This is a genomic window from Bordetella muralis (assembly GCF_965139205.1).
In the GTDB taxonomy this organism is placed as follows: domain Bacteria; phylum Pseudomonadota; class Gammaproteobacteria; order Burkholderiales; family Burkholderiaceae_B; genus Bordetella_A; species Bordetella_A muralis.
In genome coordinates, this window is sequence record NZ_CBCSIU010000032.1 from 1 (window position 1) to 21,429 (window position 21,429).

At 60.5% G+C, this 21,429-nt stretch carries 25 protein-coding genes; 10 read left to right on the forward strand and 15 right to left on the reverse strand.

The window, feature by feature from the left end:
* Nucleotides 1-92 precede the first annotated feature (92 nt).
* From slmA to argB, 3 genes are read right to left on the reverse strand one after another with little or no spacing between them, the layout of a single operon-like run.
* Nucleotides 93-665: a nucleoid occlusion factor SlmA gene (gene slmA / locus ACNA0I_RS24925; protein ID WP_094819645.1), complete on the reverse strand. Its 573-nt coding sequence runs from the start codon at nt 663-665 to the stop codon at nt 93-95.
* 44 nt (nt 666-709) lie between these two features.
* Nucleotides 710-1,459: a pyrimidine 5'-nucleotidase gene (locus tag ACNA0I_RS24930; protein ID WP_415808716.1), complete on the reverse strand. Its 750-nt coding sequence runs from the start codon at nt 1,457-1,459 to the stop codon at nt 710-712.
* The gene (argB, locus tag ACNA0I_RS24935; RefSeq protein ID WP_415808717.1) at nt 1,459-2,361 is read right to left on the reverse strand and encodes an acetylglutamate kinase; all 903 of its coding nucleotides are present in this window, start codon (nt 2,359-2,361) and stop codon (nt 1,459-1,461) included. The genes ACNA0I_RS24930 and argB overlap by 1 nt, the downstream gene beginning before the upstream one ends.
* A gap of 231 nt (nt 2,362-2,592) precedes the next feature.
* Between argB and ACNA0I_RS24940 the strand changes: the two genes are divergently transcribed.
* The 6 genes from ACNA0I_RS24940 (at nt 2,593) to ACNA0I_RS24965 (ending at nt 8,620) form a co-directional block, all read left to right on the forward strand.
* Nucleotides 2,593-3,378, forward strand: a complete 786-nt coding sequence (locus ACNA0I_RS24940; RefSeq protein ID WP_415808718.1) for a MetQ/NlpA family ABC transporter substrate-binding protein — start codon at nt 2,593-2,595, stop codon at nt 3,376-3,378.
* 200 nt (nt 3,379-3,578) lie between these two features.
* Nucleotides 3,579-4,904 carry a histidinol dehydrogenase gene (gene hisD / locus ACNA0I_RS24945; protein ID WP_415808719.1) on the forward strand — a complete coding sequence of 442 codons (1,326 nt, stop codon included), beginning with the start codon at nt 3,579-3,581 and terminating at the stop codon, nt 4,902-4,904.
* Nucleotides 4,901-5,668, forward strand: coding sequence for an SDR family NAD(P)-dependent oxidoreductase (locus ACNA0I_RS24950; RefSeq protein ID WP_415808720.1), 768 nt, complete (start codon nt 4,901-4,903; stop codon nt 5,666-5,668). The genes hisD and ACNA0I_RS24950 overlap by 4 nt, the downstream gene beginning before the upstream one ends.
* Nucleotides 5,665-6,696 (forward strand): LacI family DNA-binding transcriptional regulator, encoded by a 1,032-nt coding sequence (locus tag ACNA0I_RS24955; RefSeq protein ID WP_415808721.1) that lies wholly within the window; start codon nt 5,665-5,667, stop codon nt 6,694-6,696. The genes ACNA0I_RS24950 and ACNA0I_RS24955 overlap by 4 nt, the downstream gene beginning before the upstream one ends.
* A gap of 163 nt (nt 6,697-6,859) precedes the next feature.
* Nucleotides 6,860-7,804: a Bug family tripartite tricarboxylate transporter substrate binding protein gene (locus ACNA0I_RS24960; protein ID WP_415808747.1), complete on the forward strand. Its 945-nt coding sequence runs from the start codon at nt 6,860-6,862 to the stop codon at nt 7,802-7,804.
* A gap of 30 nt (nt 7,805-7,834) precedes the next feature.
* Nucleotides 7,835-8,620, forward strand: coding sequence for an HpcH/HpaI aldolase family protein (locus tag ACNA0I_RS24965; RefSeq protein WP_415808722.1), 786 nt, complete (start codon nt 7,835-7,837; stop codon nt 8,618-8,620).
* Nucleotides 8,621-8,629: 9 nt separating this feature from the next.
* Here ACNA0I_RS24965 and ACNA0I_RS24970 read toward each other — a convergent pair whose 3' ends face one another.
* From ACNA0I_RS24970 to ACNA0I_RS24985, 4 genes are all read right to left on the reverse strand, one after another.
* On the reverse strand, nt 8,630-9,124 hold the full coding sequence (locus ACNA0I_RS24970) for a peroxiredoxin family protein (protein ID WP_415808723.1): 495 nt from the start codon (nt 9,122-9,124) through the stop codon (nt 8,630-8,632).
* Between the two features lie 79 nt (nt 9,125-9,203).
* A complete protein-coding gene (locus ACNA0I_RS24975) occupies nt 9,204-9,944 on the reverse strand; it encodes a BON domain-containing protein (protein ID WP_415808748.1) in 741 nt (246 codons plus the stop codon).
* Nucleotides 9,941-10,534, reverse strand: coding sequence for a phosphoheptose isomerase (locus tag ACNA0I_RS24980; RefSeq protein ID WP_415808724.1), 594 nt, complete (start codon nt 10,532-10,534; stop codon nt 9,941-9,943). The genes ACNA0I_RS24975 and ACNA0I_RS24980 overlap by 4 nt, the downstream gene beginning before the upstream one ends.
* Before the next feature lie 182 nt (nt 10,535-10,716).
* Nucleotides 10,717-11,217 carry a YraN family protein gene (locus tag ACNA0I_RS24985; protein ID WP_415808725.1) on the reverse strand — a complete coding sequence of 167 codons (501 nt, stop codon included), beginning with the start codon at nt 11,215-11,217 and terminating at the stop codon, nt 10,717-10,719.
* Between the two features lie 68 nt (nt 11,218-11,285).
* Here ACNA0I_RS24985 and rsmI point away from each other — a divergent pair, with 68 nt between their 5' ends.
* Both rsmI and ACNA0I_RS24995 read left to right on the forward strand, forming a co-directional pair.
* The gene (rsmI, locus tag ACNA0I_RS24990; protein ID WP_415808726.1) at nt 11,286-12,224 is read left to right on the forward strand and encodes a 16S rRNA (cytidine(1402)-2'-O)-methyltransferase; all 939 of its coding nucleotides are present in this window, start codon (nt 11,286-11,288) and stop codon (nt 12,222-12,224) included.
* A complete protein-coding gene (locus ACNA0I_RS24995) occupies nt 12,221-12,808 on the forward strand; it encodes a methylated-DNA--[protein]-cysteine S-methyltransferase (RefSeq protein WP_415808727.1) in 588 nt (195 codons plus the stop codon). Before rsmI ends, ACNA0I_RS24995 begins: the two co-directional genes overlap by 4 nt.
* A 14-nt stretch (nt 12,809-12,822) precedes the next feature.
* On the opposite strand, the gene ACNA0I_RS25000 is transcribed toward ACNA0I_RS24995, so the two are convergent.
* Both ACNA0I_RS25000 and rapZ read right to left on the reverse strand, forming a co-directional pair.
* On the reverse strand, nt 12,823-13,851 hold the full coding sequence (locus tag ACNA0I_RS25000; RefSeq protein WP_415808728.1) for a septal ring lytic transglycosylase RlpA family protein: 1,029 nt from the start codon (nt 13,849-13,851) through the stop codon (nt 12,823-12,825).
* On the reverse strand, nt 13,848-14,720 hold the full coding sequence (gene rapZ / locus ACNA0I_RS25005; RefSeq protein WP_415808729.1) for an RNase adapter RapZ: 873 nt from the start codon (nt 14,718-14,720) through the stop codon (nt 13,848-13,850). The genes ACNA0I_RS25000 and rapZ overlap by 4 nt, the downstream gene beginning before the upstream one ends.
* A 334-nt stretch (nt 14,721-15,054) precedes the next feature.
* Between rapZ and ACNA0I_RS25010 the strand changes: the two genes are divergently transcribed.
* Together ACNA0I_RS25010 and ACNA0I_RS25015 are read left to right on the forward strand one after the other, a co-directional pair.
* Nucleotides 15,055-15,669 (forward strand): c-type cytochrome, encoded by a 615-nt coding sequence (locus ACNA0I_RS25010; RefSeq protein ID WP_415808750.1) that lies wholly within the window; start codon nt 15,055-15,057, stop codon nt 15,667-15,669.
* An 8-nt stretch (nt 15,670-15,677) separates the two neighbouring features.
* Nucleotides 15,678-16,997, forward strand: coding sequence for a c-type cytochrome (locus ACNA0I_RS25015; protein ID WP_415808730.1), 1,320 nt, complete (start codon nt 15,678-15,680; stop codon nt 16,995-16,997).
* Between the two features lie 11 nt (nt 16,998-17,008).
* On the opposite strand, the gene hprK is transcribed toward ACNA0I_RS25015, so the two are convergent.
* From hprK to lptC, 6 genes are all read right to left on the reverse strand, one after another.
* Nucleotides 17,009-17,935 (reverse strand): HPr(Ser) kinase/phosphatase, encoded by a 927-nt coding sequence (hprK, locus tag ACNA0I_RS25020; protein WP_415808731.1) that lies wholly within the window; start codon nt 17,933-17,935, stop codon nt 17,009-17,011.
* Between the two features lie 17 nt (nt 17,936-17,952).
* Entirely contained in the window at nt 17,953-18,408 is a 456-nt protein-coding gene (locus tag ACNA0I_RS25025) for a PTS sugar transporter subunit IIA (protein WP_176456437.1), read from the reverse strand.
* Between the two features lie 356 nt (nt 18,409-18,764).
* A complete protein-coding gene (hpf, locus tag ACNA0I_RS25030; protein WP_094819663.1) occupies nt 18,765-19,103 on the reverse strand; it encodes a ribosome hibernation-promoting factor, HPF/YfiA family in 339 nt (112 codons plus the stop codon).
* Nucleotides 19,104-19,338: 235 nt separating this feature from the next.
* On the reverse strand, nt 19,339-20,130 hold the full coding sequence (gene lptB / locus ACNA0I_RS25035) for an LPS export ABC transporter ATP-binding protein (protein WP_415808732.1): 792 nt from the start codon (nt 20,128-20,130) through the stop codon (nt 19,339-19,341).
* 28 nt (nt 20,131-20,158) lie between these two features.
* Nucleotides 20,159-20,719, reverse strand: a complete 561-nt coding sequence (lptA, locus tag ACNA0I_RS25040) for a lipopolysaccharide transport periplasmic protein LptA (protein WP_415808751.1) — start codon at nt 20,717-20,719, stop codon at nt 20,159-20,161.
* 98 nt (nt 20,720-20,817) lie between these two features.
* Nucleotides 20,818-21,429, reverse strand: a complete 612-nt coding sequence (gene lptC / locus ACNA0I_RS25045) for an LPS export ABC transporter periplasmic protein LptC (protein ID WP_415808733.1) — start codon at nt 21,427-21,429, stop codon at nt 20,818-20,820.

A 21,429-nucleotide genomic window follows, 5' to 3' on the forward strand; every position in this document is an offset into this window, starting at 1 on the left:
CCCTACGGTGTCCGCNCCGGACCGGCCACGTGAAGCCCCCACGCAGCCACTGCCCCGCATCGACGCCAATAGCACTAAAACCGCCCCACGCCCTACAACATAACTCTCAAATGCTCATCCAAATGCCCCGTAGGCACCACCCTCCACCCACTCTGCGCATACCGCAACCACCTCCCCAACACGAGATGCGTCAGCAAACTAGCCCGAGCACTGACATCCGTATCAACCGGCAGATCCCCATTAGTCACCGCAACACGCAGCGACTGCTTCAGCGAAGCCTCAATCCGATCATTGATGTGATTGATCCGCTCCTGCAACCGATTATCCTCGGTTACCAGCGCATCCCCCGTCAGCACGCGCGTCATGCCCTTATTGCGTTCTGAAAACGCCAGCAACATCGACACTGTCTTGCGCGCCTGCCCCACACCATGCGGCTCGGCTGCGACGATCTGATTGACCAGGGTGAACAGGCTGACTTCGATGAATTCGATCAGCCCCTCGAACATCTGCGCCTTGCTCGCGAAATGTCGATACAACGCTGCTTCGGATACCTGCATGCGCGCCGCCAGCGCGGCCGTGGTGATACGCGCCGCGTGCGGTTGCTCTAGCATTTCTGCCAGGGTTTGCAGGATCTGGGTCTTGCGCTCGCCGGGTTTGCTGGCCATGGCTGACTACAGTTGGTCTGAATCAAGAGAAGAATGAATGCCCGCTATATCACTCGCAGCGGACGGCGACGGAGCAGTAAATCACTGACCGAGTTTACCCGCAAGTCGACGTAGCTCGGACGTTGGTTGTTGCGGCGAGCGAAAGGCGTGCCCGTGTGATAGACATGGACCGTTCGTAAGCCTACTTGGCGAGCGCCGCGCAGATTGGGCAGTGTGTCTTCGACCAGGACCGCTCGCGCTGCCGGCACGCCTTCGTGCGCCAGGACGTACCGCAGCAAGGCGGCAGACGGTTTGGGACGAAACTCGCCATGCAAACGCATGTGCTCAATGGCCCACATACTGTCGAAATGCCGCAAGATACCGAGGTGCCGCAGCACGTCGCGTGCGTAGTGAAACGGCGCGTTGGTGAGCAGGACCTTGCGCCCGGGCAACTGACGCAGCTTGCCCGCCAGGCCCGTCTCTGCACGGATCAACGGACGCACGTCAAAGTCGTGACTCAGACGCAGGAACGCATGAGGATCGATGCCATGATGACGCACCATGCCAATGACCGTCGCTCCATAGCGCCGCCAATATTTCGAGCGCAATTGATTGGCCGTGTCGATATCGACATTGAGCGATTCGGCGACTGCCCGGGTCATGCCATGATCGATACGCGGAAAGATCGCGTGTGAGCAGTCGTGCAGCGTGTTGTCCAGATCGAACAACCACAGGCGTTCGGACACGCCCGTGGCAACGCGGCGCGAGCGACGCTGGCGCGCCGCGGGCCGCAATAGATAGCGTTGTGCTCGCATCAATGCGAGCTGATCATGGTGCCAACGCCTTCGCTGGTCAGGATTTCCAACAACAGGCAGTGGGGTACACGGCCATCGACGATGTGGACGGAATTCACGCCGTTTTTCGCAGCATCCAGCGATGACGAAATCTTGGGCAGCATGCCGCCAGAGATGGTGCCGTCGGCGAACAGCTCATCGATGGTCTGGGCCGACAAGGTGCGCAGCAGTTTGCCAGCCTTGTCCAGCACGCCCGGGGTGTTGGTCATCATCAGCAGTTTTTCTGCGCCCAGGACCTCTGCCATTTTGCCGGCCACCACATCTGCATTGATGTTGTAGGCGGTGCCGTCCTCGCCATAACCAATAGGCGAAATCACTGGAATGAATTGATCGTCCTGCAGGGCCTTGACCACGGCGGGCTCGACCTGCGTGATGTCGCCGACAAACCCGATGTCCAGCGGCTCGGCGGGGTTCTCCTTGTTGGCCATCAGTTTTTTCTTGGCCTGGATCAACATGCCGTCTTTACCGGTCAGGCCGACGGCTTTGCCGCCTGCTTCGTTGATCATCATGACGATGTCTTGCTGGACCTGGCCGCCCAGCACCCATTCGACGACTTCCATCGTCTCGGCGTCCGTGACGCGCATGCCTTGGATGAACGTGCCTTGTTTACCGACACGACGCAGGGCATCGTCGATCTGCGGGCCACCGCCGTGCACGATGACAGGGTTCAGGCCGACCAGCTTGAGCAACACCACATCGTGGGCGAAACTGCGTTGCAGGCGCTCTTCGGTCATGGCGTTGCCGCCGTACTTCACCACGATGGTCTTGCCATGGAATCGTCGTATATACGGCAGCGCTTCGGAAAGAACAGCCGCCTTCAGAGCAGGCGACGAAACGACGGCAGGATCGGGGGTGTCGGTCATGGCAGAAAAACTCAGTCAAAAGGTCAGAAAAAATGAAAATGCCTGCGCCGGCGCGTAGAGATCGGCGCTGCCAGGGCAAGCATACGGCAGATTGTAGACCGCGCGTATGCCATATATCCAAAACCTATGTTGTTATGCCCGACAAATAACTGCTATTCAGGTAAATTGAGGGCGTTTTTGCAACGGCCACGGCTCACGAGGCCAGTGATTGTTTACTTTACGAGGTTATTTATGCGCTTCCCCTTTGTCCGGACGGCCCTGGTGGCCTCTGCATTTTTCCTGGCTGGCGCCGCTCATGCTGAAAAGCTGGTGGTGGGTGCGACACAGGTGCCGCACGCCGAGATTCTGGAGGTTGTCAAACCCGAGCTGGCCAAAGAAGGCGTGGAATTGGACATCAAGGTGTTCAGTGACTATGTGCAGCCCAATCTGCAGTTGGCCGACAAAGAGTTGGACGCCAATTTTTTCCAGCATCAACCGTATCTGGATACCTTTAACAAGGATCGCGGTGCGAAGCTCGTGGCAGTTGGCCTGGTGCACGTCGAGCCCTTTGGCGGCTACTCGCGCAAGCTGAAATCGGTGGCGGATCTGCCCTCGGGCGCGACGGTGGCGATTCCCAATGATCCTTCCAATAGCGGCCGCGCCTTGTTGTTGCTGCAAAAGCAAGGCGTGATCAAGCTGAAAGATCCGACCAACATCACGGCGACTCCGCTGGATATTGCCGAAAATCCCAAAAAATTGCAGTTCCGCGAACTGGAGGCGGCCATTTTGCCGCGCGCACTGGATGATGTCGCGCTGGCGCTGATCAATACCAATTACGCGCTGGAAGCCGGCTTGGTACCGACCAAGGATGCGCTGTTCATCGAGGGGGCGGACTCGCCCTACGCGAATATCGTGGTTACCCGCGAAGACAACAAGGACGCTCCGGCCATCAAGAAACTGGTCAACGCGTTACACACTCCTGCAGTGAAGAAATTCATCGAGGAAAAGTACAAGGGCGCGGTGGTGCCGGCGTTTTAAACCGTACCTGATAGCCGGGCTTGCCTACGAGGGCGGGCCCGGGATGGTGCAACAGTAAAAAGCCGAACCGGTATTCCGGTTCGGCTTTTTTGTATGTTGTCATGGAATGAAATTACGGGTTTTCCCTTATTTGCATACGTATGCAAGGCGTCGAAAGTGCAGCCACTTTAGGACTCACTGACCTTTGCTGGGATGCAATCATGATTCGCTATTTGAAGCGTGGCAGGACCGCTGCCGTAAAAACCGATGACGACACCAAAGTCCGAGCGACTGTCGAAGGCATCATCCGAGACATCGAGGCGCGTGGCGACGAGGCGGTACGGGAATACAGCCGCAAGTTCGACCAATGGGATCCCGCGGATTTCCGTTTGTCGCGCGCCGAAATCGAGGCGGCTCGCAAGCAGTTGTCCGATCGGGAAATCGAGGACATCGCATTCGCGCAAACGCAGGTGCGCAATTTCGCTCAGATACAGCGTGACTCGATGCGCGAGGTCGAGGTCGAAACGTATCCGGGGGTGGTCCTGGGCCACAAGCATGTGCCGATGAATGCGGTGGGGTGCTATATCCCGGGCGGCAAATATCCTCTGCTCGCTTCGGCGCACATGAGCGTTCTGACCGCAAAGGTTGCAGGCGTAAAACGCATCGTGTCGACGGCGCCGCCTTATCAAGGTCAGCCACATCCTGCCATTGTGACGGCCATGGACATGGCCGGTGCAGATGAAATCCTGGTGCTGGGCGGAGTGCAGGCGGTGGTGGCCATGGCTGTCGGGACGCCGAGTGTGGCGCCTGTAGATATGCTGGTCGGGCCCGGCAACATGTTTGTGGCCGAGGCCAAGCGCCAACTATATGGCCGTGTGGGCATCGATCTGTTTGCGGGGCCTACGGAAACGCTGGTGATTGCCGATGACAGCGTGGACGGCGAACTGTGTGCCGTCGATCTGCTGGGTCAGGCGGAGCACGGGCCGACTTCGCCGGCGGTGTTGCTGACAAACAGCGAGCAACTGGCACGTGACACGATGGCCGAGATTGAGCGTCAACTGGCGATCCTGCCGACGGCGGGCATTGCCGCGGTCTCATGGGCGGATTGCGGCGAGGTCATTGTCTGCGACAGTTATGAAGAGATGCTGCAGGTGGCCGACGAGATAGCTTCCGAGCACGTGCAGGTCATGACGCGGGATCCGGACTATTTCCTTAACAACATGACCAATTACGGCGCGCTGTTCCTCGGGCCGCGCACCAACGTGAGCTTTGGCGACAAAGTGATCGGCACCAATCACACGCTGCCGACCAATCGCAATGCGCGTTATACGGGCGGGTTGTGGGTAGGCAAGTTCCTGAAGACCTGCACCTATCAACGCGTGTTGACGGACGAGGCCAGTGCCGCCATGGGGGCGTATTGTTCGCGCTTGTGCCATATGGAAAATTTCGCCGGGCACGGCGAGCAGGCCAACATCCGCGTGCGCCGCTATGGTAATCGTCCCGATTTGCCGTGGTATCAACCGGTCGATGCCGAGGCGAGCGCATGATTGCTTTGCCTACAGGCCCTGACTTCCGGGTGGACGGGCGCCGTGCATTGGTGACCGGTGGCAGCGGCGGGATCGGGTTGGCCGCCGCCGCCGCGCTCGGCCGTGCCGGTGCGCACGTGACGGTAGCGGCGCGGCGTGAGCCCGAGTTGATGCAGGTGTGCGAGGCGCTGCGCGCCGAGGGGATCGCCTGTGCGTCCTTGGTGTTGGACGTGACGGATGCTGCCGCGGTGGACCATGCCATCGAACAGGGTGAGCCCTTCGATATCCTGGTGAATAACGCCGGGATGAACCGTCCCAAGCCGTTAGTCGAGCAACCTATCGAAGATATCGACGCCGTGCTCGATCTCAATGTGAAGGCTGCTTTTTATACCTGCCGCGCAGTAGCGCGCCGTTTATTGCAAGCAGGGTCGGCAGGGTCGATCATCAATGTCTCGTCGCAGATGGGGCATGTGGGAAGCCCGCGCCGCACCTTGTACTGTGCCAGTAAACATGCGTTGGAAGGAATGACGCGTGCGCTGGCGTGGGAGCTGGGCGGCGCGAATATCCGCGTGAACACGGTATGTCCGACGTTCATTGAAACGCCGATGACCGCAGGTATGCTGCAGGAGCCAGGTTTTCGTGATTGGATCTGTGCGCGTAACGCATTGGGACGTGTCGGCCGGCTGGAAGAGGTGATGGGAGCGATCGTCTTTCTGGCCAGTGACGCGTCCAGTCTGATGACGGGCAGTGCGTTGATGTTGGATGCCGGATGGACCGCCGCATGAAAACCGCTCCTCGTGCCCAGGATGTGGCCGATCTGGCGCAGGTGTCGCAGTCTGCTGTGAGCCGCACGTTTACTCCCGGGGCCAGCGTGTCAGAGGAAACGCGGCGCAAGGTATTGGCCGCGGCGCAGAGGCTGGGCTATCGGCCCAATGCCTTGGCACGCAGTCTGATTACGCGCCGCAGCCGTATCGTGGCGCTGGTGATGAGCTATCTCGAAAACCAGTTCTATCCGCTGGTGATCGAAAAGCTTTCGCAGAAGTTGCAGAAAGAGGGCTATCACGTCTTGATGTTCATCGCCGAGGTCGACGAGGCTGCGGATGGCGTGTTGGCGGAAATTCTGCAATATCAAGTCGATGGCATCGTGATGGCCTCGGCCATGCTGTCGTCTAACGTCGCGCAGAGTTGCGCCGAAGTCGGCGTGCCGGTGGTGCAGTTCAACCGGGTATCCATTCTCGGTGGGTTGGCTCGGCATGCCAGCAGCTCGGTGACCTCGGACAACTATGCAGGCGGTGCCAAGGTCGCACGGCTGCTGGTCGAACGTGGATATCGTCGCTTTGGCTATCTCGCCGGGCTGGAGGATTCGTCAACCAGCATTGAGCGGGAGCGCGGCTATCGCGATACGTTGCGTCAACTGGGACACGATGTCAGTTGCCGCGAGGTGGGACATTACAACTTTGATCTCGCGCAGGCTGCGGTGCGTCGCATGTTTGCGGACGATGCTCGTCCCGATGCCCTGTTCGTGGGCAATGATCACATGGCCATTGCGGTTTTGGACGTGCTGCGCCAGGAGGTCGGGCTGCGCATTCCCGAAGACGTCGCTGTGGTCGGGTTTGACGATGTCCCGCAGGCGGCTTGGGGAGCGTATCAATTGACAACCGTACGTCAACAGGTCGAACCCATGGTCGATGCCACCGTCAATCTGCTGCGTGAACAGATGCAGGCCGAGCTACGGCCGCGTGACGTGGTCGTGCCTTGCGACCTCATAGAGCGTGCGACCGTCAGATCCAAACCGAAAGACAACAACCTTTAACGGCGTGTATTGAGCACGCTGGCAATGATTTGCAGGAGACAACATGATCAGTCGTTTTTTTGTTAGCGGACAGTTCCAAAACCAAAACGCCCGCGGTGGAAGCAGCAAGCCGAAGGCGCAGCGCACGGGCTTTTTCATTCGCACCTTGATTGCAGTAGCCGCCATGGGGAGCGTTATGCCGATGGCTCAGGCGCAAGCGAATGACGCCGCGTGGCCCACCAAAACCATTCGATACATTGTGCCGTTCTCGCCCGGCGGCGTATCCGATGGCGTGGCCAGATTGATGGCAGAACAATTGAGCGCGCGGCTAGGGCAGTCGGTGATTGTCGAGAACAAGCCAGGCGTGTCAGGGCTGGTCGGTACGCAACAGGCGGCCCGGGCCGAGCCGGACGGCTACACCCTGGTCGGCGGCACTATCACGACACATGCCGTCAATCCGTTCTTCATCAAGTCGCCTGGCTACGATCCGGTGAAGGATTTCACGCCGGTTGCGCTGGTGGGCATGGTCAGCAATGCCTTGGTGGTTCGCGCCGATAGTCCGTTCAACTCGGTCCAGCAGGTCATCGATGCTGCGCGTGCGGAGCCAGATAATTTGACGTACGGCACCGCGGGCGCAGGGACTTCGCAGCATTTGTCGGGCCAGTTGTTCCAGTCCATCTCGGATACTCGCCTGCGTCAGATCATCTACAAGGGCGGGTCGCAGGCCATGGTGGATTTGATCGGCGGGCAAATCGATATGGTGTTTGAGACGGTCGCCGCAGCGCGTCCGATGATCGATGCAAAACGCGTCAAGGTATTAGGCGTCACCTCGGCACAGCCTTTGGCAGATCTGCCTGGGGTCAAGCCATTGGCTGAACTCGGGCTGCCCGGTTTTGAAATGCAGTCCTGGCAGGGTATCTTTGCACCTGCAGGCACGCCTGCTCCCGTCGTAGACCGGCTGGCGCGCGAGATAGCGGAAATCGTGAAGACACCGCAAGTGCGTGCCAAATTGATGACGCTCGGGGTCGCACCGGACGGCCGGGATTCGGCTGCATTTTCGCAATTCCAGCGCAGTGAGATTGAAAAATGGGGCAAAGTGATCAAGGATGCAGGTATTCAGGCCGATTGATCACACACGTCGCTGTATTCGGAGACAGTAATGACTGATGCACGTTATCCCTTGGACGGGCGGTTACCCGACATGCTGCGCAGTGGCAAGCCTCTGCGAGGTCTATTCAACGGCCTGCCCAGTCCGGCCATCGTTGAAATGTGTGCCTATGCGGGCTTTGATTTCATCATTCTGGACAACGAGCACGGCAGTGCGGATTTCGGGGTGACGGAACACATGCTGCGCGCGGCGCGTGCCACAGGCATCGTTCCCATCGTGCGTTGCTTTGAACCAGACCTGCCGCGCATCCTGGACATGGGGGCCAGTGCGGTGCAGGTACCCATGGTCGAGAGCGTTGCACAGGCACAGCGCCTGGCGGACATGATTCACTACCCGCCGGTGGGCCGGCGCGGCAGCGCATTCAGCACGCGTGCCGCAGGCTACGGCGCATTTGGCGGGGCCGGGCACACTCAGCGCAGCAATGACGGCATCGGATTCATTGCCATGATCGAAACCCCGGAGGCCATTGCCGTTGCAGGAGAGATCGCCGCAGTGGATGGCGTAGACGCGGTGTTTATCGGCCCGAACGATCTGGCCCATGCCATGGGATACGGCAGCGACTGGAATGCCGCGCCCGTGCAGCAGGCCATCGAGCAGGGGCTAAAGGCGATTGCCTCGGCAGGAAAGTGTCCGGGCATCATCGCGTTGACGCCCGCCGATGAGGAAAAGTACGGCGCCTTGGGGGCGCGCTATTTTGCCAATGTGTCGACCAGCATCATTACCAAGGCACTGGCGCAGGCGGCCTCGGGTGGCAAAGAGGCCCAAATGCGATACTGACTGTTGTGATCAGCCAGTCGCCAACGCTTTTTCCAGCGTGGCGTGAAATTCCGCCACGTCGTAGTCGCCCAGATAGCGTTTGATGATGTGGCCTTCCTTGTCGATCAGGAACGCCGTGGGAGTGAGTTTGACGTCGCCAAACGCGCGGGCGAGCTCGCCTTTGGTGTCCAGTGTCACCGGGAAGGGCAGCTTGCGCGTTTCGGCGTAGTTCAACACATAATTGGGCGGATCGTAGCTCATGGCCACGGCCACGGCCTCATAGCCTTTGGGGGCGTATTTCTTGTACGTCTCGATGGCGCCCGGCATTTGCTTGACGCAGGTGACGCAGCTCGTGGCCCAGAATTTCACCAGCACGACCTTGCCGCGCAGGTCTTGCATGCTGAATGTCTTGCCTTCGATCGTTGTGAAGGCGACATCGGGCGCGGTCGGGGCAGGGCGCCACACGAACCAGGCGCCGATGCCAGCCGCCACCAGGACGGCCAGGGTGAGAACGATTTTTTTCATCTTCTGCCTCGAGAAACCGCGGCATTCATACCGGGGAGAAAAGGGCGTAGCCGCAAGGCGGCCGGATTAATCTGTTGACCTATTTGATCGGCATGAGCTCGACACCGTTGGTGGCGTTGCCACTACCGGATTCGATGGGCGCTCTGGTTTGCGACGAGGTACTGGATGACGACGTCGTGCTCGATTTGGAGTCGCTCTGCCCGGACAGGCGCATGGCTTCTTCGCGGCTGATGGTTTCGAAGATCTTCACGACTTTGGTCACGCCGCTGACTGTCGAGGCGGCGTTGGCAGCGTAGTCGCCTTCGGCTTCGGTGACCAGACCCATCATGTACACCACGCCACGATCCGTCGTGATGTCAATCGTGGCAGACGGTACATACTTGGTGTTGATCAGCTGGGTTTTGACTTTGGATGTCAGCCAGGTGTCGTTGGAGCGGGTGCTAAACGACGCTGCAGGCCCGATATTGAGCTGATTGACTACTTTTTTGACGTGCTGGATGCCTTGCGCAATGGACGTGGCCTGGGTCTTGGCCTCTGCCGAGGGGACATCGCCCGTCAGCAGCAACACGTTGTTGTACGAGAGCGCATTGACGCGGGCACTGTCGCCCAGTTTGTCGCCGATTTGCTTCTCGGCCTTGAACTCGATGTTTTTGTCCTCGAGCTGAGCGCCAGACGTGCGCCGGTCCGTGATGACGACTGCGGTGGTAGCCGCGGCGCCGCCCACGATCAACGGGGCGCAGGCCGAAAGGGAAACCGCCGCGGTGGCGATCATGGCAGCCAGAAGCAGGGGGCGAGCAACCTTTTGAGTGTCCAACATTATTCGGTGTCTCCGAGAAGTAAGGCATCGATACCGTCACAGAGCGCATGCAACAGCAGGGAGTGAATTTCCTGGATGCGCATGGTGCGGTCATGAGGCACACATAAATTGACGTCGTGTTCGGTCAATAGTTCACTCATGACCCCGCCACCCTTGCCGGTCAGGACGATGATGGTCATTTCGCGGTCGTGAGCGGCCTCCATGGCGCGGATCACGTTGGCGGAATTTCCGCTGGTGGAAATCGCGACCAGCACGTCGCCCGGTTGCCCGAGCGCGCTGACCTGGCGTTCGTAGATTTCCTCAAAGCCGTAATCGTTGCCGACCGCGGTCAGAATGGCGGTATCGGTGTTCAGGGCGATACCTGCCAAGGGCAGCCGTTCGCGTTCGAAGCGGCCGACCAGTTCAGCAATGAAATGTTGAGCGTCGGCAGCCGAGCCGCCGTTGCCGCAAGCGAGAATCTTGCCATTGTTGGCCAGCGCCGCAAATAGCATATCGACCGCGCTGGCCAGGGGGGCCGACAGCGCGTGCATGCTTTCTTCACAGGCAGCCATGGCGTCGCGAAAGTGCGACGTCATTCTAGAGGTCATATCCATGCGCGCATTATCTCATGGTCGCAGGGGGACGCGGCGGACGCGCCTGCGGGCGGCGAGGTGGGTTCAAAGCGTGTCACGCCGGTATTCGCCCAGGGGCGCAGGCCGGCAAACTCAGGACGACTGTGCGAGGCACATCCGGCGTTCGCAGGAGAGATACACATGTCACCAAAACTATCCGCCTTTCACAGGCTGAATGCCGCCCGCAGCCATTCAATTTCATCGCCGTCAAAGGCGACCACGTCAAAGCGGGCGATCGGGGTATGGCCCTGCCAATACCGGCGTGCCAAGCCGGGCAACAGCAATGTCGCACTGCGAATGAGGCGTGCGCGTTTTTCGGGGCCGACACTGGCCGCGGCGCCGCCGTAGCGATTGCTGGCGCGGGCTCGGACCTCCACAAAGACCAGCATGTCGCCGTCCCGCATGACAAGGTCGATTTCGCCGGCACGACACCGGAGATTGCGTGCCAGCGGAACCAGCCCCGCGTCGATGAGCCGTTGCAGCGCGCGGTCTTCGTGCTCCGCGCCCACGCGTTGTGTTGGGGATGCCGATGGTTCGCGGTCCATGTCGCCATCTGCGGTGGACGCTCGAGCAGCTCGCCGGGCGGCGGCACGGCGCCGCTTGAGTTGACGCTGTTGCGCCTGCTGAGCGCGCGCGTAGGCAATATCCAGAAACGGGTCATGCATGGGGCCGGATGCCATCGTCTTGTCGGGGCGGCTACACTGACATACTTTGCTGTTTGGTGGTGTCCCGAATGAATCAAAATGTCCCATTGGCGCAGGCTGGCGATGCCTGGAGCCGCATGGCCGAGCGCGTGACTGGCCAGTACTGGCCCGAGGCCGCCTTGTACGTGGTGGCCACCCCGATCGGCAACCTGGGTGACCTGGGACTGCGCGCCTGGCAAGCCTTGGCGCAGGCAGATGTGATCGCTGCCGAGGACACGCGCTCCAGCCGCAGTTTGTTGGACGCCTGGGGAATCTCCACGCCGCTGATGGCCGCTCATCGCCATAACGAGGCCGCTGCTGCCCAGGACATTTGTCAACGCTTGGAACAGGGCCAGCGTGTCGCGCTCATCTCCGACGCGGGTGCACCCGCGGTCAGCGATCCCGGCGCACGCGTCGTGCGTGCAGTGCGTGCTGCCGGCTATGTCGTGGTGCCGGTGCCCGGGCCCAGCGCCGTCATCACAGCCCTGATGGGCAGCGGCGTGACCTCCGACGAAAATCCTGCCTATGCTTTCGCGGGCTTTGCGCCGCACAAGGCCGTGGCGCGGCAGCGCTGGCTGCGTTCGTGGTGCGCCTTGCCCGCTCCCGTCGTGATGTTCGAGTCACCGCATCGGCTTACGGCCATGCTGGCTGATTTACTCGAAGTATGCGGTGGACAACGAGAGCTGACGATCGCTCGCGAGCTGACCAAGCGTTTTGAGCAAATCGTCACACTGCCACTGGCGCAGGCCGCCGACTGGTTCGCCGAGGATGCTCACCGCGCCCAGGGCGAATTCGTACTGATCGTACATGCGGCACCGTCATCTGGACACGACGAGTCCGGTCCCGACGATCCTGCGACCCTCGTACTACTCGATGCCTTGCTCGAGACATTATCCGTGCGCGACACCGCAAAGGTCGCCGCAAAAGTCACCGGCCAGCCGCGAGACGTCATGTACGCGCTGGCACTAGCTCGCAAGGCAGATGTATGAAACTCCCTACTGCCGAACATCGCGTGATTTATCTGGACACCGAGACACCCTTGGGTCCAATGCGCCTCGCCGCGGCGTCACTGTCCAGTGCAAACGATGATTTCCCCGCATTGAGCGGCGCTTGGTTTCTGGACCAATGGGACCTGCCGGCCTACTCAGACGCATGGCAAAAGCACCCCGAACACCCGACACTCTGCCAAGCCGAAACAGAGCTGGCCGAGTGGTTTGCAAGCGAACGCCGCGAATTCGAGGTGCCGCTTGCCCCGCAGGGCACGCCGTTCCAACAGGCCGTCTGGGAGGCCCTGTTGGCGCTACCCTTTGGCACGACCAACAGCTATAGCGATCTCGCGTTGTCCATCGGCAAGCCCAAATCCGTTCGCGCTGCCGCCCAGGCCGTCGGTCGCAATCCGATTTCGATTTTCATTCCCTGTCACCGCATCATCGGCCGCGATACCTCGCTGACCGGATTCGGCGGCGGCTTGGAACGCAAACAAGCCTTGCTCAAACACGAGGGCCACCGCTACCTGGGCCATCATCCCCGCGTGCGCCGTGTAGACAACGGCCAGCTAGACCTGCCCTGGTGATGCCGTAACCGTCCTCAATAAGTCGCCAAGCTGGGCAAAATGCCGGTCCGATCCGCCACCTGCTGCGCCACATTCAATGCCGTAGCCCGATCGGCATAAGGGCCCAACCGCACCCGATACAGCGAGCCATTCTGCTGCACGACTGCGGGCACATTCCCCGCCGACGAATTCAACTGACTATTGACCCGCCGCACCAGCGCCTGCGCATTCGCCGGCTGGCTGAAGGCGCCCATTTGCAGATAAACCCCGGCAGGCTGGGCCGAGGCCGGCACAGGCGTGTTGGCTGCACTCGCGACAGCCGTAGCCGTATCCGCGGCAGCAGGGGCACCCGACACAGTGGCCGGCGCCATCGACGCCACCGGCGTGGGTTCCAATTCCGTCATCGTCAATGTCGACGATGGCAGCGGTGTAGGCGTGACCGTGTCTCCCCGGGCGGTGGACGCCGCCTCGCCAGTGGCCGTCACCACCGTCCCCCGCGACTGCGCCAGACGGATCTCTTCGGGCAGAATGCGCTCCACCGTCACCTCGCCGCTGCCGCTGCCGATCAAGCCCAGCTTATGCGCCGCGGTATACGACAGATCCATGATGCGGCCGCGATGAAATGGTCCCCGATCATTGACCCGGACAATGATCGTACGGCCATTGACGCTGCTGGTTACACGCGCGTAACTGGGCAGCGGCATCGTGGGATGCGCCGCCGTCATCGCGTACATGTCATAAGACTCGCCAATCGAGGTGCTGTTGCCGTGAAATTTTTTGCCATACCAGGAAGCCACTCCGCGTGCCTTGTAGGGCTTGTCCGGATCGGTGATCGGCACATAGCGTTTGCCCAACACGGTGTACGGACGGTTGGCCCCGCTAGCCAGCGGCTCGATACGCGGAATCGCATCCGACGTCGTATCGACATCAGCGGGCACATCTTTACCTGGACCGTCGTCCTTGTAATATCCGCCCGCCTTCCGGGGGCTGGTGGACGAGCAGCCTGCGATGATCACGGCCAGGCTGACCACAAAGGGCATCAGGAATTGGCGGGTGCGGATCACGTGTGTTCGTCCGGTAACTGGGCGCGGTGGCGTATCAACAACGGGTCGTGGTCCGCAAAGCGTTTAGCCAGCTGCTCGACGACATAGACCGAACGGTGTTGTCCACCGGTGCATCCGACAGCGACAGTCAGATAATTGCGCGTATCTTGCGTGTATTGCGGCAACCAGCGCCGCAAATAGCCCGTAATGTCGTCAATCATCTGTCCGACAACATCAAAGCTCGCCAGCCAGGTAGCGACAGGCTCGTCACGGCCCGTCAATGGACGCAAGTTGCGGTCATAGTACGGGTTGGGCAAACAGCGTGCGTCAAATACCAGGTCTGCGTCGTTGGGTACGCCGCGTTTATAGGCAAACGACTCGAACGTCAGCACCAACGGCGGCCGATCGTCTTGGATCAGATCGGCAATCCAAGAGCGCAATTGGCCCGGCGTCAGGCCCGAGGTGTCAATGACATGCTCCTGCTCCCGCAAGGGCGCCAGCAGATCGCGCTCGAGCGAAATCGCATCGAGCAGCGAGGGAGCTTGCCCACCCCGTGACAAACGGTCTGTCAGCGGGTGACGGCGGCGAGACTCGGAATAACGCTGGACCAGTGTCTGTGTGTTGGCATCCAGGAAAATGACCCGTAGCGACGTGCCCATGGCGCGCAGCGCGGTCACCACGTCAGGCAGCTCTGCCAGCTCTCCTGGGGAACGCACGTCGATGGCAATAGCGACCCGCTCCAGATTTTCATCGCGCGCGCTGGAGATGAACTCGCTTAGGAAGCGCACCGGCAGATTGTCGATGCAGGTATAGCCGGTGTCTTCGAGCATGCGCAATGCCACCGACTTGCCTGAGCCAGATATTCCGGTAATGAGGACGACTCTTAACATGACCCTGATTGTTGCATGATTTTGGCTACCCGTTCTCTACCGGATGCGTTGTGATGTGATCAGTAGCGCGCGGGAGCCGTACGAGCTTTCTGTACCTATCGGACTTGGCGGCGTAAGATGAGGCCGCCATGTCGTGCCGGCCGTTCATTGTCCTGATTTCTTTCCTTCGCAGCAATCAATGTCAGCATCCTCCATGTCAGCGTTTTCCTGTAGGTATCAAATGGGATGGCCCTTGCGCTGGGCGCTGGGCTGGGCTCTTGTGGCGCTAAGCGCTCTGTCGCCCGTTTCTGCACAATCTACCGCGCCGGGCAACGACATCCTGCAGCCGGATACCATGCAAGCGCGCGTGGCTGCCTGTACCGCGTGCCACGGCGCACAAGGCAAGGCGGGGGCCGATGGCTATTACCCACGGTTGGCCGGCAAGCCCAGCGACTATCTTTACCATCAGTTGTTGAATTTTCGTGACGGTTTAAGGCTATATCGGCCCATGACCCATTTGCTGGCGGGATTGCCGGACGATTATTTGCGTGAAATTGCCTCCTATTTTGCGGACCAGCATGTGCCGTATCCGCCTCCCGTTCGGCCGGTGGTGTCGGCTGATATGCTGGAGCACGGCCGGGTGTTGGCCATGCACGGCGATCCCGCACGCGGTTTGCCCGCATGTGTGGCTTGCCACGGTGCGGCGCTCAGCGGGCACTCGCCTGCGATCCCCGGCCTGCTGGGTTTGCCTCGCGACTATATCGGCGCGCAGATCGGCGGCTGGAAAAACGGACTGCGTCGCGCGGCCGCTCCCGATTGCATGGCTGACGTTGCTCACAAGCTCACACCGGAAGACATCGGCGCACTGTCGGCATGGCTGTCGTCGCGTCCTGTCGTAGAGCCATACCTGCCCGACCCAGCAGGGGCAACCACCTTGCCTGCCGAATGTGGCAGTCAGGCGCAACGCTGAGGGGCGGCATGAAACGCATCATTCAATATGGTCTGTTGACCTTGTTCGTGGCATGCCTGGCGGCCGTGGGCGTCTTGTATTGGATTGGTACCCGTGATGACGTGGCACCGAGTCCGGCTATAGCGCAAGCCGGCGCGGAATCGGCAGTCGCGGGGCAACAACTGATCGAACAGGGGCGCTACCTGGCCAGGCTCGGCAACTGCATGGGGTGTCATACGGTGCCTGGCGGCCAAACCTACGCAGGCGGTACGCCCATACCCACACCGTTTGGCACCTTGTATGGTCCGAACATTACGCCCGACCCCCAAGCCGGTATTGGTGCTTGGACCGCTGACGATTTTTGGCAAGCCTTGCACAACGGCAAATCCAAGGACGGAAGCCTGCTGTACCCCGCATTCCCTTATACGGAGTACACCCGGGTTTCGCGTGCGGATTCCGATGCGTTATTTGCGTTCTTGCGCACCGTGACACCCTCCAGTCAGCCTAGTCGAGCCCATGGGCTGAAATTCCCCTACGATCAGAGGGGGTTATTGGCGTTTTGGCGCGCTTTGTATTTCGAGCCGGGCGTGCTGCCAGAGGACGAGGGTCAATCTGCCCAATGGAATCGCGGCCGCTATCTGGTCGAGGGGCTGGGGCACTGCGCTGCCTGCCACGCGCCGCGCAACAGCCTGGGGGCGACACGAGCCGCAGACGGGCTGACCGGAGGCATGATTGCGGGGTTGGATTGGTATGCCCCTTCTCTGACCGCCGATCCGGTGAGAGGCTTGGGGAAATGGACTGCGCAAGACATCGCGGCGTTGTTGCGCACAGGCATGGCGCAGCACTCGACGGCCAGCGGACCCATGGCCGAAGTGGTGCTGGGCAGTTCGCAGTATCTGAGCGAGGCGGATGCTTTAGCCATGGGGACGTATCTGAAGTCCTTGCCTCCTACGCAGAGCAGCCTGGACGTCTCGTCCAACAACCAGTCCGACGCAGCCGCTCAGCCCTCGAACGCGGTAATGGACCGTGGGGGAAAGCTGTATGCCCAGCATTGTGCACAATGCCATCAAGACCAGGGACAGGGCAGCGGACTGGCATGGCCGCCATTGGCGGGCAATCCCACCGTGACCGCGCCGTCGCCGATCAATGCGATCCGTCTGGTGTTGGATGGGGCTTACGCGCCGGCCACGGCGGCCAACCCTCGGCCGCATGGCATGCCGCCCTTTGGGCAGGTCTTGGGGGACAACGATATTGCCGCGCTGATTTCGTTTATCCGATTCAGTTGGGACAACCGGGCGAGCGCGGTGACGGCATTCGAGGTCAAGCGTGTGCGGGATGCTTCGCGTTGAACTGAGCGCGTTTATTTGCTGCTTTGCAGGATCGCCATGGCCTGCCGTTCCATGAATTCGCCCAGCGTGTCGATGCCGCGCAGTTTCAGGATGGTATTGCGTACGGCGGCCTCGACCAGCACGGCCAGGTTGCGGCCGGCGGCCACCTGCAGCATGACTTTGCGCACAGGCAGGCCCAGCATGTCCTGCGTGATGTCTTGCAATGGCAGGCGCTCGAATTTGTCTTGAGCCGTCGCACGCACCAAATGCACGATGAGTTTCAGGCGCATTTTGCGGCGAACGGAGGTCTCGCCAAAAATGGTGCGGATATCCAGCAGCCCCAGTCCGCGCACCTCCAGCATGTTTTGCAGCAGGGGTGGGCAATGGCCCTCGATCATGTTTGGAGCAATGCGCGAAAACTCCACCGCATCATCGGCGACCAGGCCATGTCCGCGCGAGATCAATTCCAGCGCCAGTTCGCTTTTGCCCAGCCCCGACTCGCCCGTGATGAGTACCCCCAGGCCAAGCACGTCCATGAAGACGCCATGCACGGTGGTCGTGGGTGCGAGTTTCTTGCTCAGGTAGATCCGCAGCAGATCGATCAGCTGGGCGGCGGCTACCGGTGTCGATAGCAGGGGGACCTGATGCTGTTCGCATTGGTCGATCAGGTCCTGCGTTGGTGTCAGGCCGTCGGCCAGCAAAATGGCCGGCACGCCTCCGAGCAAGAGCTCGTCCATGAGGTGGACGCGGCGGCGGCGGTCGATGCGCTGGTAGTAGGCGATTTCCTCTTGGCCAAATACCTGGACGCGAGAGGGGTGGATGAGATTCAGGTGACCGACCAGGTCGGCGGCCGCCATGCCGTCGTCAGGAATCGCCCGTTGGGCCGCATTCTGACCTGCGATCCAGTTAAGGGGAATGTCACCAACGTTATCGTCGATCAGTTCCTGCACCGTCAGCATGGCGTTGTCCCGCGATATCAGCGTTGGCCGGTGGTCAGCATGCGGTGGACTTCGGCCGGATCGGTTTCCGTGGCCAAGGCCTCGCGCAGGGCTTTGTTGGACATGAGCTGGGCCAATTCGGCCAGAATGTCCAGATGCTGTTGGGTAGCCGTTTCAGGCACGAGCAGGCACATCAGCATGGAGACGGGCTCGCCATCGGGAGCATCGAATGCGATGGGCTGTGCCAGCCGCACGAAAGCGGCCAGCGGCGTTTCCAGCCCCTTGACGCGGCCGTGGGGCACGGCCACGCCTTGGCCCAGGGCCGTAGACCCAAGGCGCTCGCGAGCGAACAGGCTGTCGAACACAACGGTTCGGGCCAGACCGTGATGGTTTTCAAAGAGTAGCCCGGCCTGCTCGAATGCTCGTTTCTTGCTGGTAACGGCCATGTCGAGCACAACGTTGCCGGCGGGTAGGATGCGCGACAAATGATTCATGCGGGTCATTATAGAGTTTTATGCCGCAGTGCAAAAAAGCCCCCACGCTGCGCCCTCGGCTTGCTGCCCTCGAGGGGGAGCTTTTTGCCTTGGGGGCGGCCCGGCGGCAAAATCGCTGCGGTCGCTCGCCTGTTTGAATCCGAAAGCATAGTCGGTTCGGGGCCAGAATGAAAAGGGGGACGCCGAGTCAGGGGTGTAACCGGTGACAAAGGCCTGCGAGGGGAAGGGCGAGAATCTTGCCGATGCCCCGGCGGGATTGTTTCATCCTGCGGGACACCGGTGTCAGCATGATCCGTCGAGCGGATCTGGGATGGGGCTAGGTCGCTTACGTGCGAGCCCGTCGTACTGTAGAGGCCTTACGGGGAAGGCGGCGCGCTGAAGTCCGTTTGTCTTTTGACGGATTCAGCTGTATGGCTTTGCACCTTGTCTTTGTGTTTCAGGACTTGACGGTCGATCTTGTCGGCCAGAAGGTCGATGGCTGCATAGAGATTTTCGTCCACGGCTTCGCAGTGGATGTCTTTGCCACGTAGTCTCATCGTGATTTCGGCTCTATGCCGCAGGGGCTCTACTGAGAGCATAACCTGGGTATCGATCACGTGATCGAAATGCCGCAGCACTCGCGCCAGTTTGTTCATGACATATTCCCGGATGGCCGGGGTGACGTCGAGATGACGACCGCAGATGCTCAGGTTCATAGTGCGCTCTCCTTCTATATCAAAGAGAAGTTTGCCGTCAGGCCGTCCGTGGGCAAACGCGCTCCCTCGGGGGAGCAGCAAGCCGAAGGTGCGGCGAGGGCATTACAAGGTGCGCTTATCGCGCGGGAAAGTGAATAAAAGGGTCTCCTGTAGGAAAGATGAAATGGAACTCTGTTAGTACTAGTGTATAGACTCTATCGGGTAAAACAAGTCGGGTTCGCAGCAATTATTTTGCTTACATCCGGAAATGCTCACCCAGGTAAACGCGGCGTACGGCGGGGTCGCCCACGATTTCGTCAGGCTGGCCGTCGGTGAGGACTTTGCCCTCGCTGATGATGTAGGCGCGGTCACAAATACCGAGTGTTTCACGCACGTTGTGATCAGTGATCAGGACGCCGATCCCGCGGCCTTTCAGAAAACGAACGATGCGCTGAATCTCGATCACGGCGATGGGATCGACCCCAGCAAAAGGCTCGTCCAGCAAAATGAAACGCGGCCGTGTGGCCAGGGCGCGCGCGATCTCTACACGCCGGCGTTCGCCGCCTGACAAGGAAATCGCGGCACTCCCGCGGATATGACCGATCTGCAGTTCATCGAGCAGTGTTTCGAGCTGCTCTTTGATTTGTGGTTCGGATAGGGCTTTACCGTGTGCGTCAAGCTGCAATTCCAGGACTGCCCGGATGTTTTGTTCGACGGTCAGGCGACGGAACACAGATGCATCCTGAGGCAGATAAGACAGCCCCATGCGAGCCCGCTTGTGAATCGGCATCGAGGTGATGGCGGTACCATCGATTTCGATCCTGCCTGAGTCGGCCGGCACCAAGCCGACAATCATGTAGAAGCTGGTGGTTTTGCCGGCGCCATTGGGGCCCAGCAGGCCCACCACTTCGCCGCTGACAACCGACAGGGAGACGTCTTGCACGACGGTGCGGCCGTTGTAGACCTTGCGCAGGCCCGTGGCACGCAGGCTGCCTTGCTTGACGCCAGCGGCGGAGGGCGGCGGAGACGGCGTGCGGGTGTCAGTCATTGCTGCGGTACTGAGAGATGAAGAAGGATTAGCCATTAGTTTGTTTGGCCTTTTTGTTGCCCTTGCCGGCCCGGCATTCGGCGACTGCCGCATCGGCCTTGGAGCGCGGCTCGACGACTGAACGCACGCGGCCGCCGGGGGCAGAAGAGTTGGCACCGCCTTGCGCTTGGTAAACGCCGGTTTTTTCGTTGTAGCGTACCCGCTCGCCGCGGATCGTGTCGAACTGTTTGCCGCAGATATAGCGGATCACCACGGCTTGGCCGATCAGGTCGAATTGACTTTTGCTGCTGTCGTATTCAGCGCGCAGGCCCGTACCTTCGATGACGTCAAAAGTCTCGGGGCGCTCTTGGCGGATCGTGACGACTTTGCCCTTGTTCGCAATAGCCGTACCGTGCTGATTGCCCGCCTCGTCTTCGTTGACCTCGAGCTTGTCGGCGGTCAGTTTCATCAGCCCGCGTGTGAGCACCACGTTGCCCGTGAATACGCTTTGGCGTTTGAGGTCGTCATAGTGCAGCGTGTCCGACAAGATCATGGTGCTGGGCTCTTCAGCCGAATCGCTTTGCTGCTGCGCGTGAGCGTTGGCGCCCATACCTAGCAACAGCGTCGTCAGGAGCAAGGCGCCGGCACGTGCCACGCGGTGGCGGCAGGCCAAGGGGGCGACATGGGGGAAAGTTCTGTCTGTCATGGTCAATTCTGGTTGGCGCCGTTTCGAGTACGGCCACGTGTTTCGGAACCGGAAATCTCAACGTCGGTCGACGCGGAGACCTGGAGTTGCCGGGTCTTGTTGTTGTAGTGCATGCCAGTGCCGCTCATGCGCGAATTGCCCTTGAGGACGACGGCGGGCAGGTCGGTATAAATGACATCCTCATCAGGCAGGATGATGAGCTGTTCGCTGCGTACGTCAAGTGCATCGTTTTGGGCGTCTTGCTGGCGGTGCAAATGGGCCTTGCCGTTCATGACGATGCGTTTGCCGCCCTGTTCCATGACGGCGGTGTTGGCCGTCCCGACGGTGATGGGGTTGGCTTCTTGCTGGCCGATCGCACGCGGGGCAGTGACATGGTACGAATCGTCATCGGGGAAGTGCTCCACGTATTTGCCTTCCATGCGATTGATGGGTTTGCCCTGGGGGTCGGTGCGCAGCATGACAAAGTCGCGCGCCCAGGAATCCATTTCGTGTGTCAGACGGCGTGGCGGATCGACGGGAATGGCGCGTTGTGCGTAGTCGGCAGCCCACCAGGTGCAGGCCACCAGTGCAATCAACAACAATAATGCGATTAGTGCGGGAAGTCGCTCTTTCAT

Excerpts from the sequence above, each read along its gene's own strand:
- argB (WP_415808717.1), bottom strand. The coding sequence starts at position 2,361 with ATGACCGACACCCCCGATCCTGCCGTCGTTTCGTCGCCTGCTCTGAAG.
- ACNA0I_RS24930 (WP_415808716.1), bottom strand. The coding sequence starts at position 1,459 with ATGCGAGCACAACGCTATCTATTGCGGCCCGCGGCGCGCCAGCGTCGC.
- rapZ (WP_415808729.1), bottom strand. The coding sequence starts at position 14,720 with ATGTTAAGAGTCGTCCTCATTACCGGAATATCTGGCTCAGGCAAGTCG.
- ACNA0I_RS25010 (WP_415808750.1), top strand. The coding sequence starts at position 15,055 with ATGCAAGCGCGCGTGGCTGCCTGTACCGCGTGCCACGGCGCACAAGGC.
- ACNA0I_RS25015 (WP_415808730.1), top strand. The coding sequence starts at position 15,678 with ATGAAACGCATCATTCAATATGGTCTGTTGACCTTGTTCGTGGCATGC.
- rsmI (WP_415808726.1), top strand. The coding sequence starts at position 11,286 with ATGAATCAAAATGTCCCATTGGCGCAGGCTGGCGATGCCTGGAGCCGC.
- lptC (WP_415808733.1), bottom strand. The coding sequence starts at position 21,429 with ATGAAAGAGCGACTTCCCGCACTAATCGCATTATTGTTGTTGATTGCA.
- hpf (WP_094819663.1), bottom strand. The coding sequence starts at position 19,103 with ATGAACCTGAGCATCTGCGGTCGTCATCTCGACGTCACCCCGGCCATC.
- hisD (WP_415808719.1), top strand. The coding sequence starts at position 3,579 with ATGATTCGCTATTTGAAGCGTGGCAGGACCGCTGCCGTAAAAACCGAT.
- ACNA0I_RS24970 (WP_415808723.1), bottom strand. The coding sequence starts at position 9,124 with ATGAAAAAAATCGTTCTCACCCTGGCCGTCCTGGTGGCGGCTGGCATC.
- hprK (WP_415808731.1), bottom strand. The coding sequence starts at position 17,935 with ATGCTGACGGTGCAGGAACTGATCGACGATAACGTTGGTGACATTCCC.
- ACNA0I_RS25025 (WP_176456437.1), bottom strand. The coding sequence starts at position 18,408 with ATGAATCATTTGTCGCGCATCCTACCCGCCGGCAACGTTGTGCTCGAC.
- lptA (WP_415808751.1), bottom strand. The coding sequence starts at position 20,719 with ATGGGCGCCAACGCTCACGCGCAGCAGCAAAGCGATTCGGCTGAAGAG.
- lptB (WP_415808732.1), bottom strand. The coding sequence starts at position 20,130 with ATGACTGACACCCGCACGCCGTCTCCGCCGCCCTCCGCCGCTGGCGTC.
- ACNA0I_RS24960 (WP_415808747.1), top strand. The coding sequence starts at position 6,860 with ATGGGGAGCGTTATGCCGATGGCTCAGGCGCAAGCGAATGACGCCGCG.
- ACNA0I_RS24985 (WP_415808725.1), bottom strand. The coding sequence starts at position 11,217 with ATGCATGACCCGTTTCTGGATATTGCCTACGCGCGCGCTCAGCAGGCG.
- ACNA0I_RS24995 (WP_415808727.1), top strand. The coding sequence starts at position 12,221 with ATGAAACTCCCTACTGCCGAACATCGCGTGATTTATCTGGACACCGAG.
- ACNA0I_RS24950 (WP_415808720.1), top strand. The coding sequence starts at position 4,901 with ATGATTGCTTTGCCTACAGGCCCTGACTTCCGGGTGGACGGGCGCCGT.
- slmA (WP_094819645.1), bottom strand. The coding sequence starts at position 665 with ATGGCCAGCAAACCCGGCGAGCGCAAGACCCAGATCCTGCAAACCCTG.
- ACNA0I_RS24980 (WP_415808724.1), bottom strand. The coding sequence starts at position 10,534 with ATGGATATGACCTCTAGAATGACGTCGCACTTTCGCGACGCCATGGCT.
- ACNA0I_RS24940 (WP_415808718.1), top strand. The coding sequence starts at position 2,593 with ATGCGCTTCCCCTTTGTCCGGACGGCCCTGGTGGCCTCTGCATTTTTC.
- ACNA0I_RS24965 (WP_415808722.1), top strand. The coding sequence starts at position 7,835 with ATGACTGATGCACGTTATCCCTTGGACGGGCGGTTACCCGACATGCTG.
- ACNA0I_RS24955 (WP_415808721.1), top strand. The coding sequence starts at position 5,665 with ATGAAAACCGCTCCTCGTGCCCAGGATGTGGCCGATCTGGCGCAGGTG.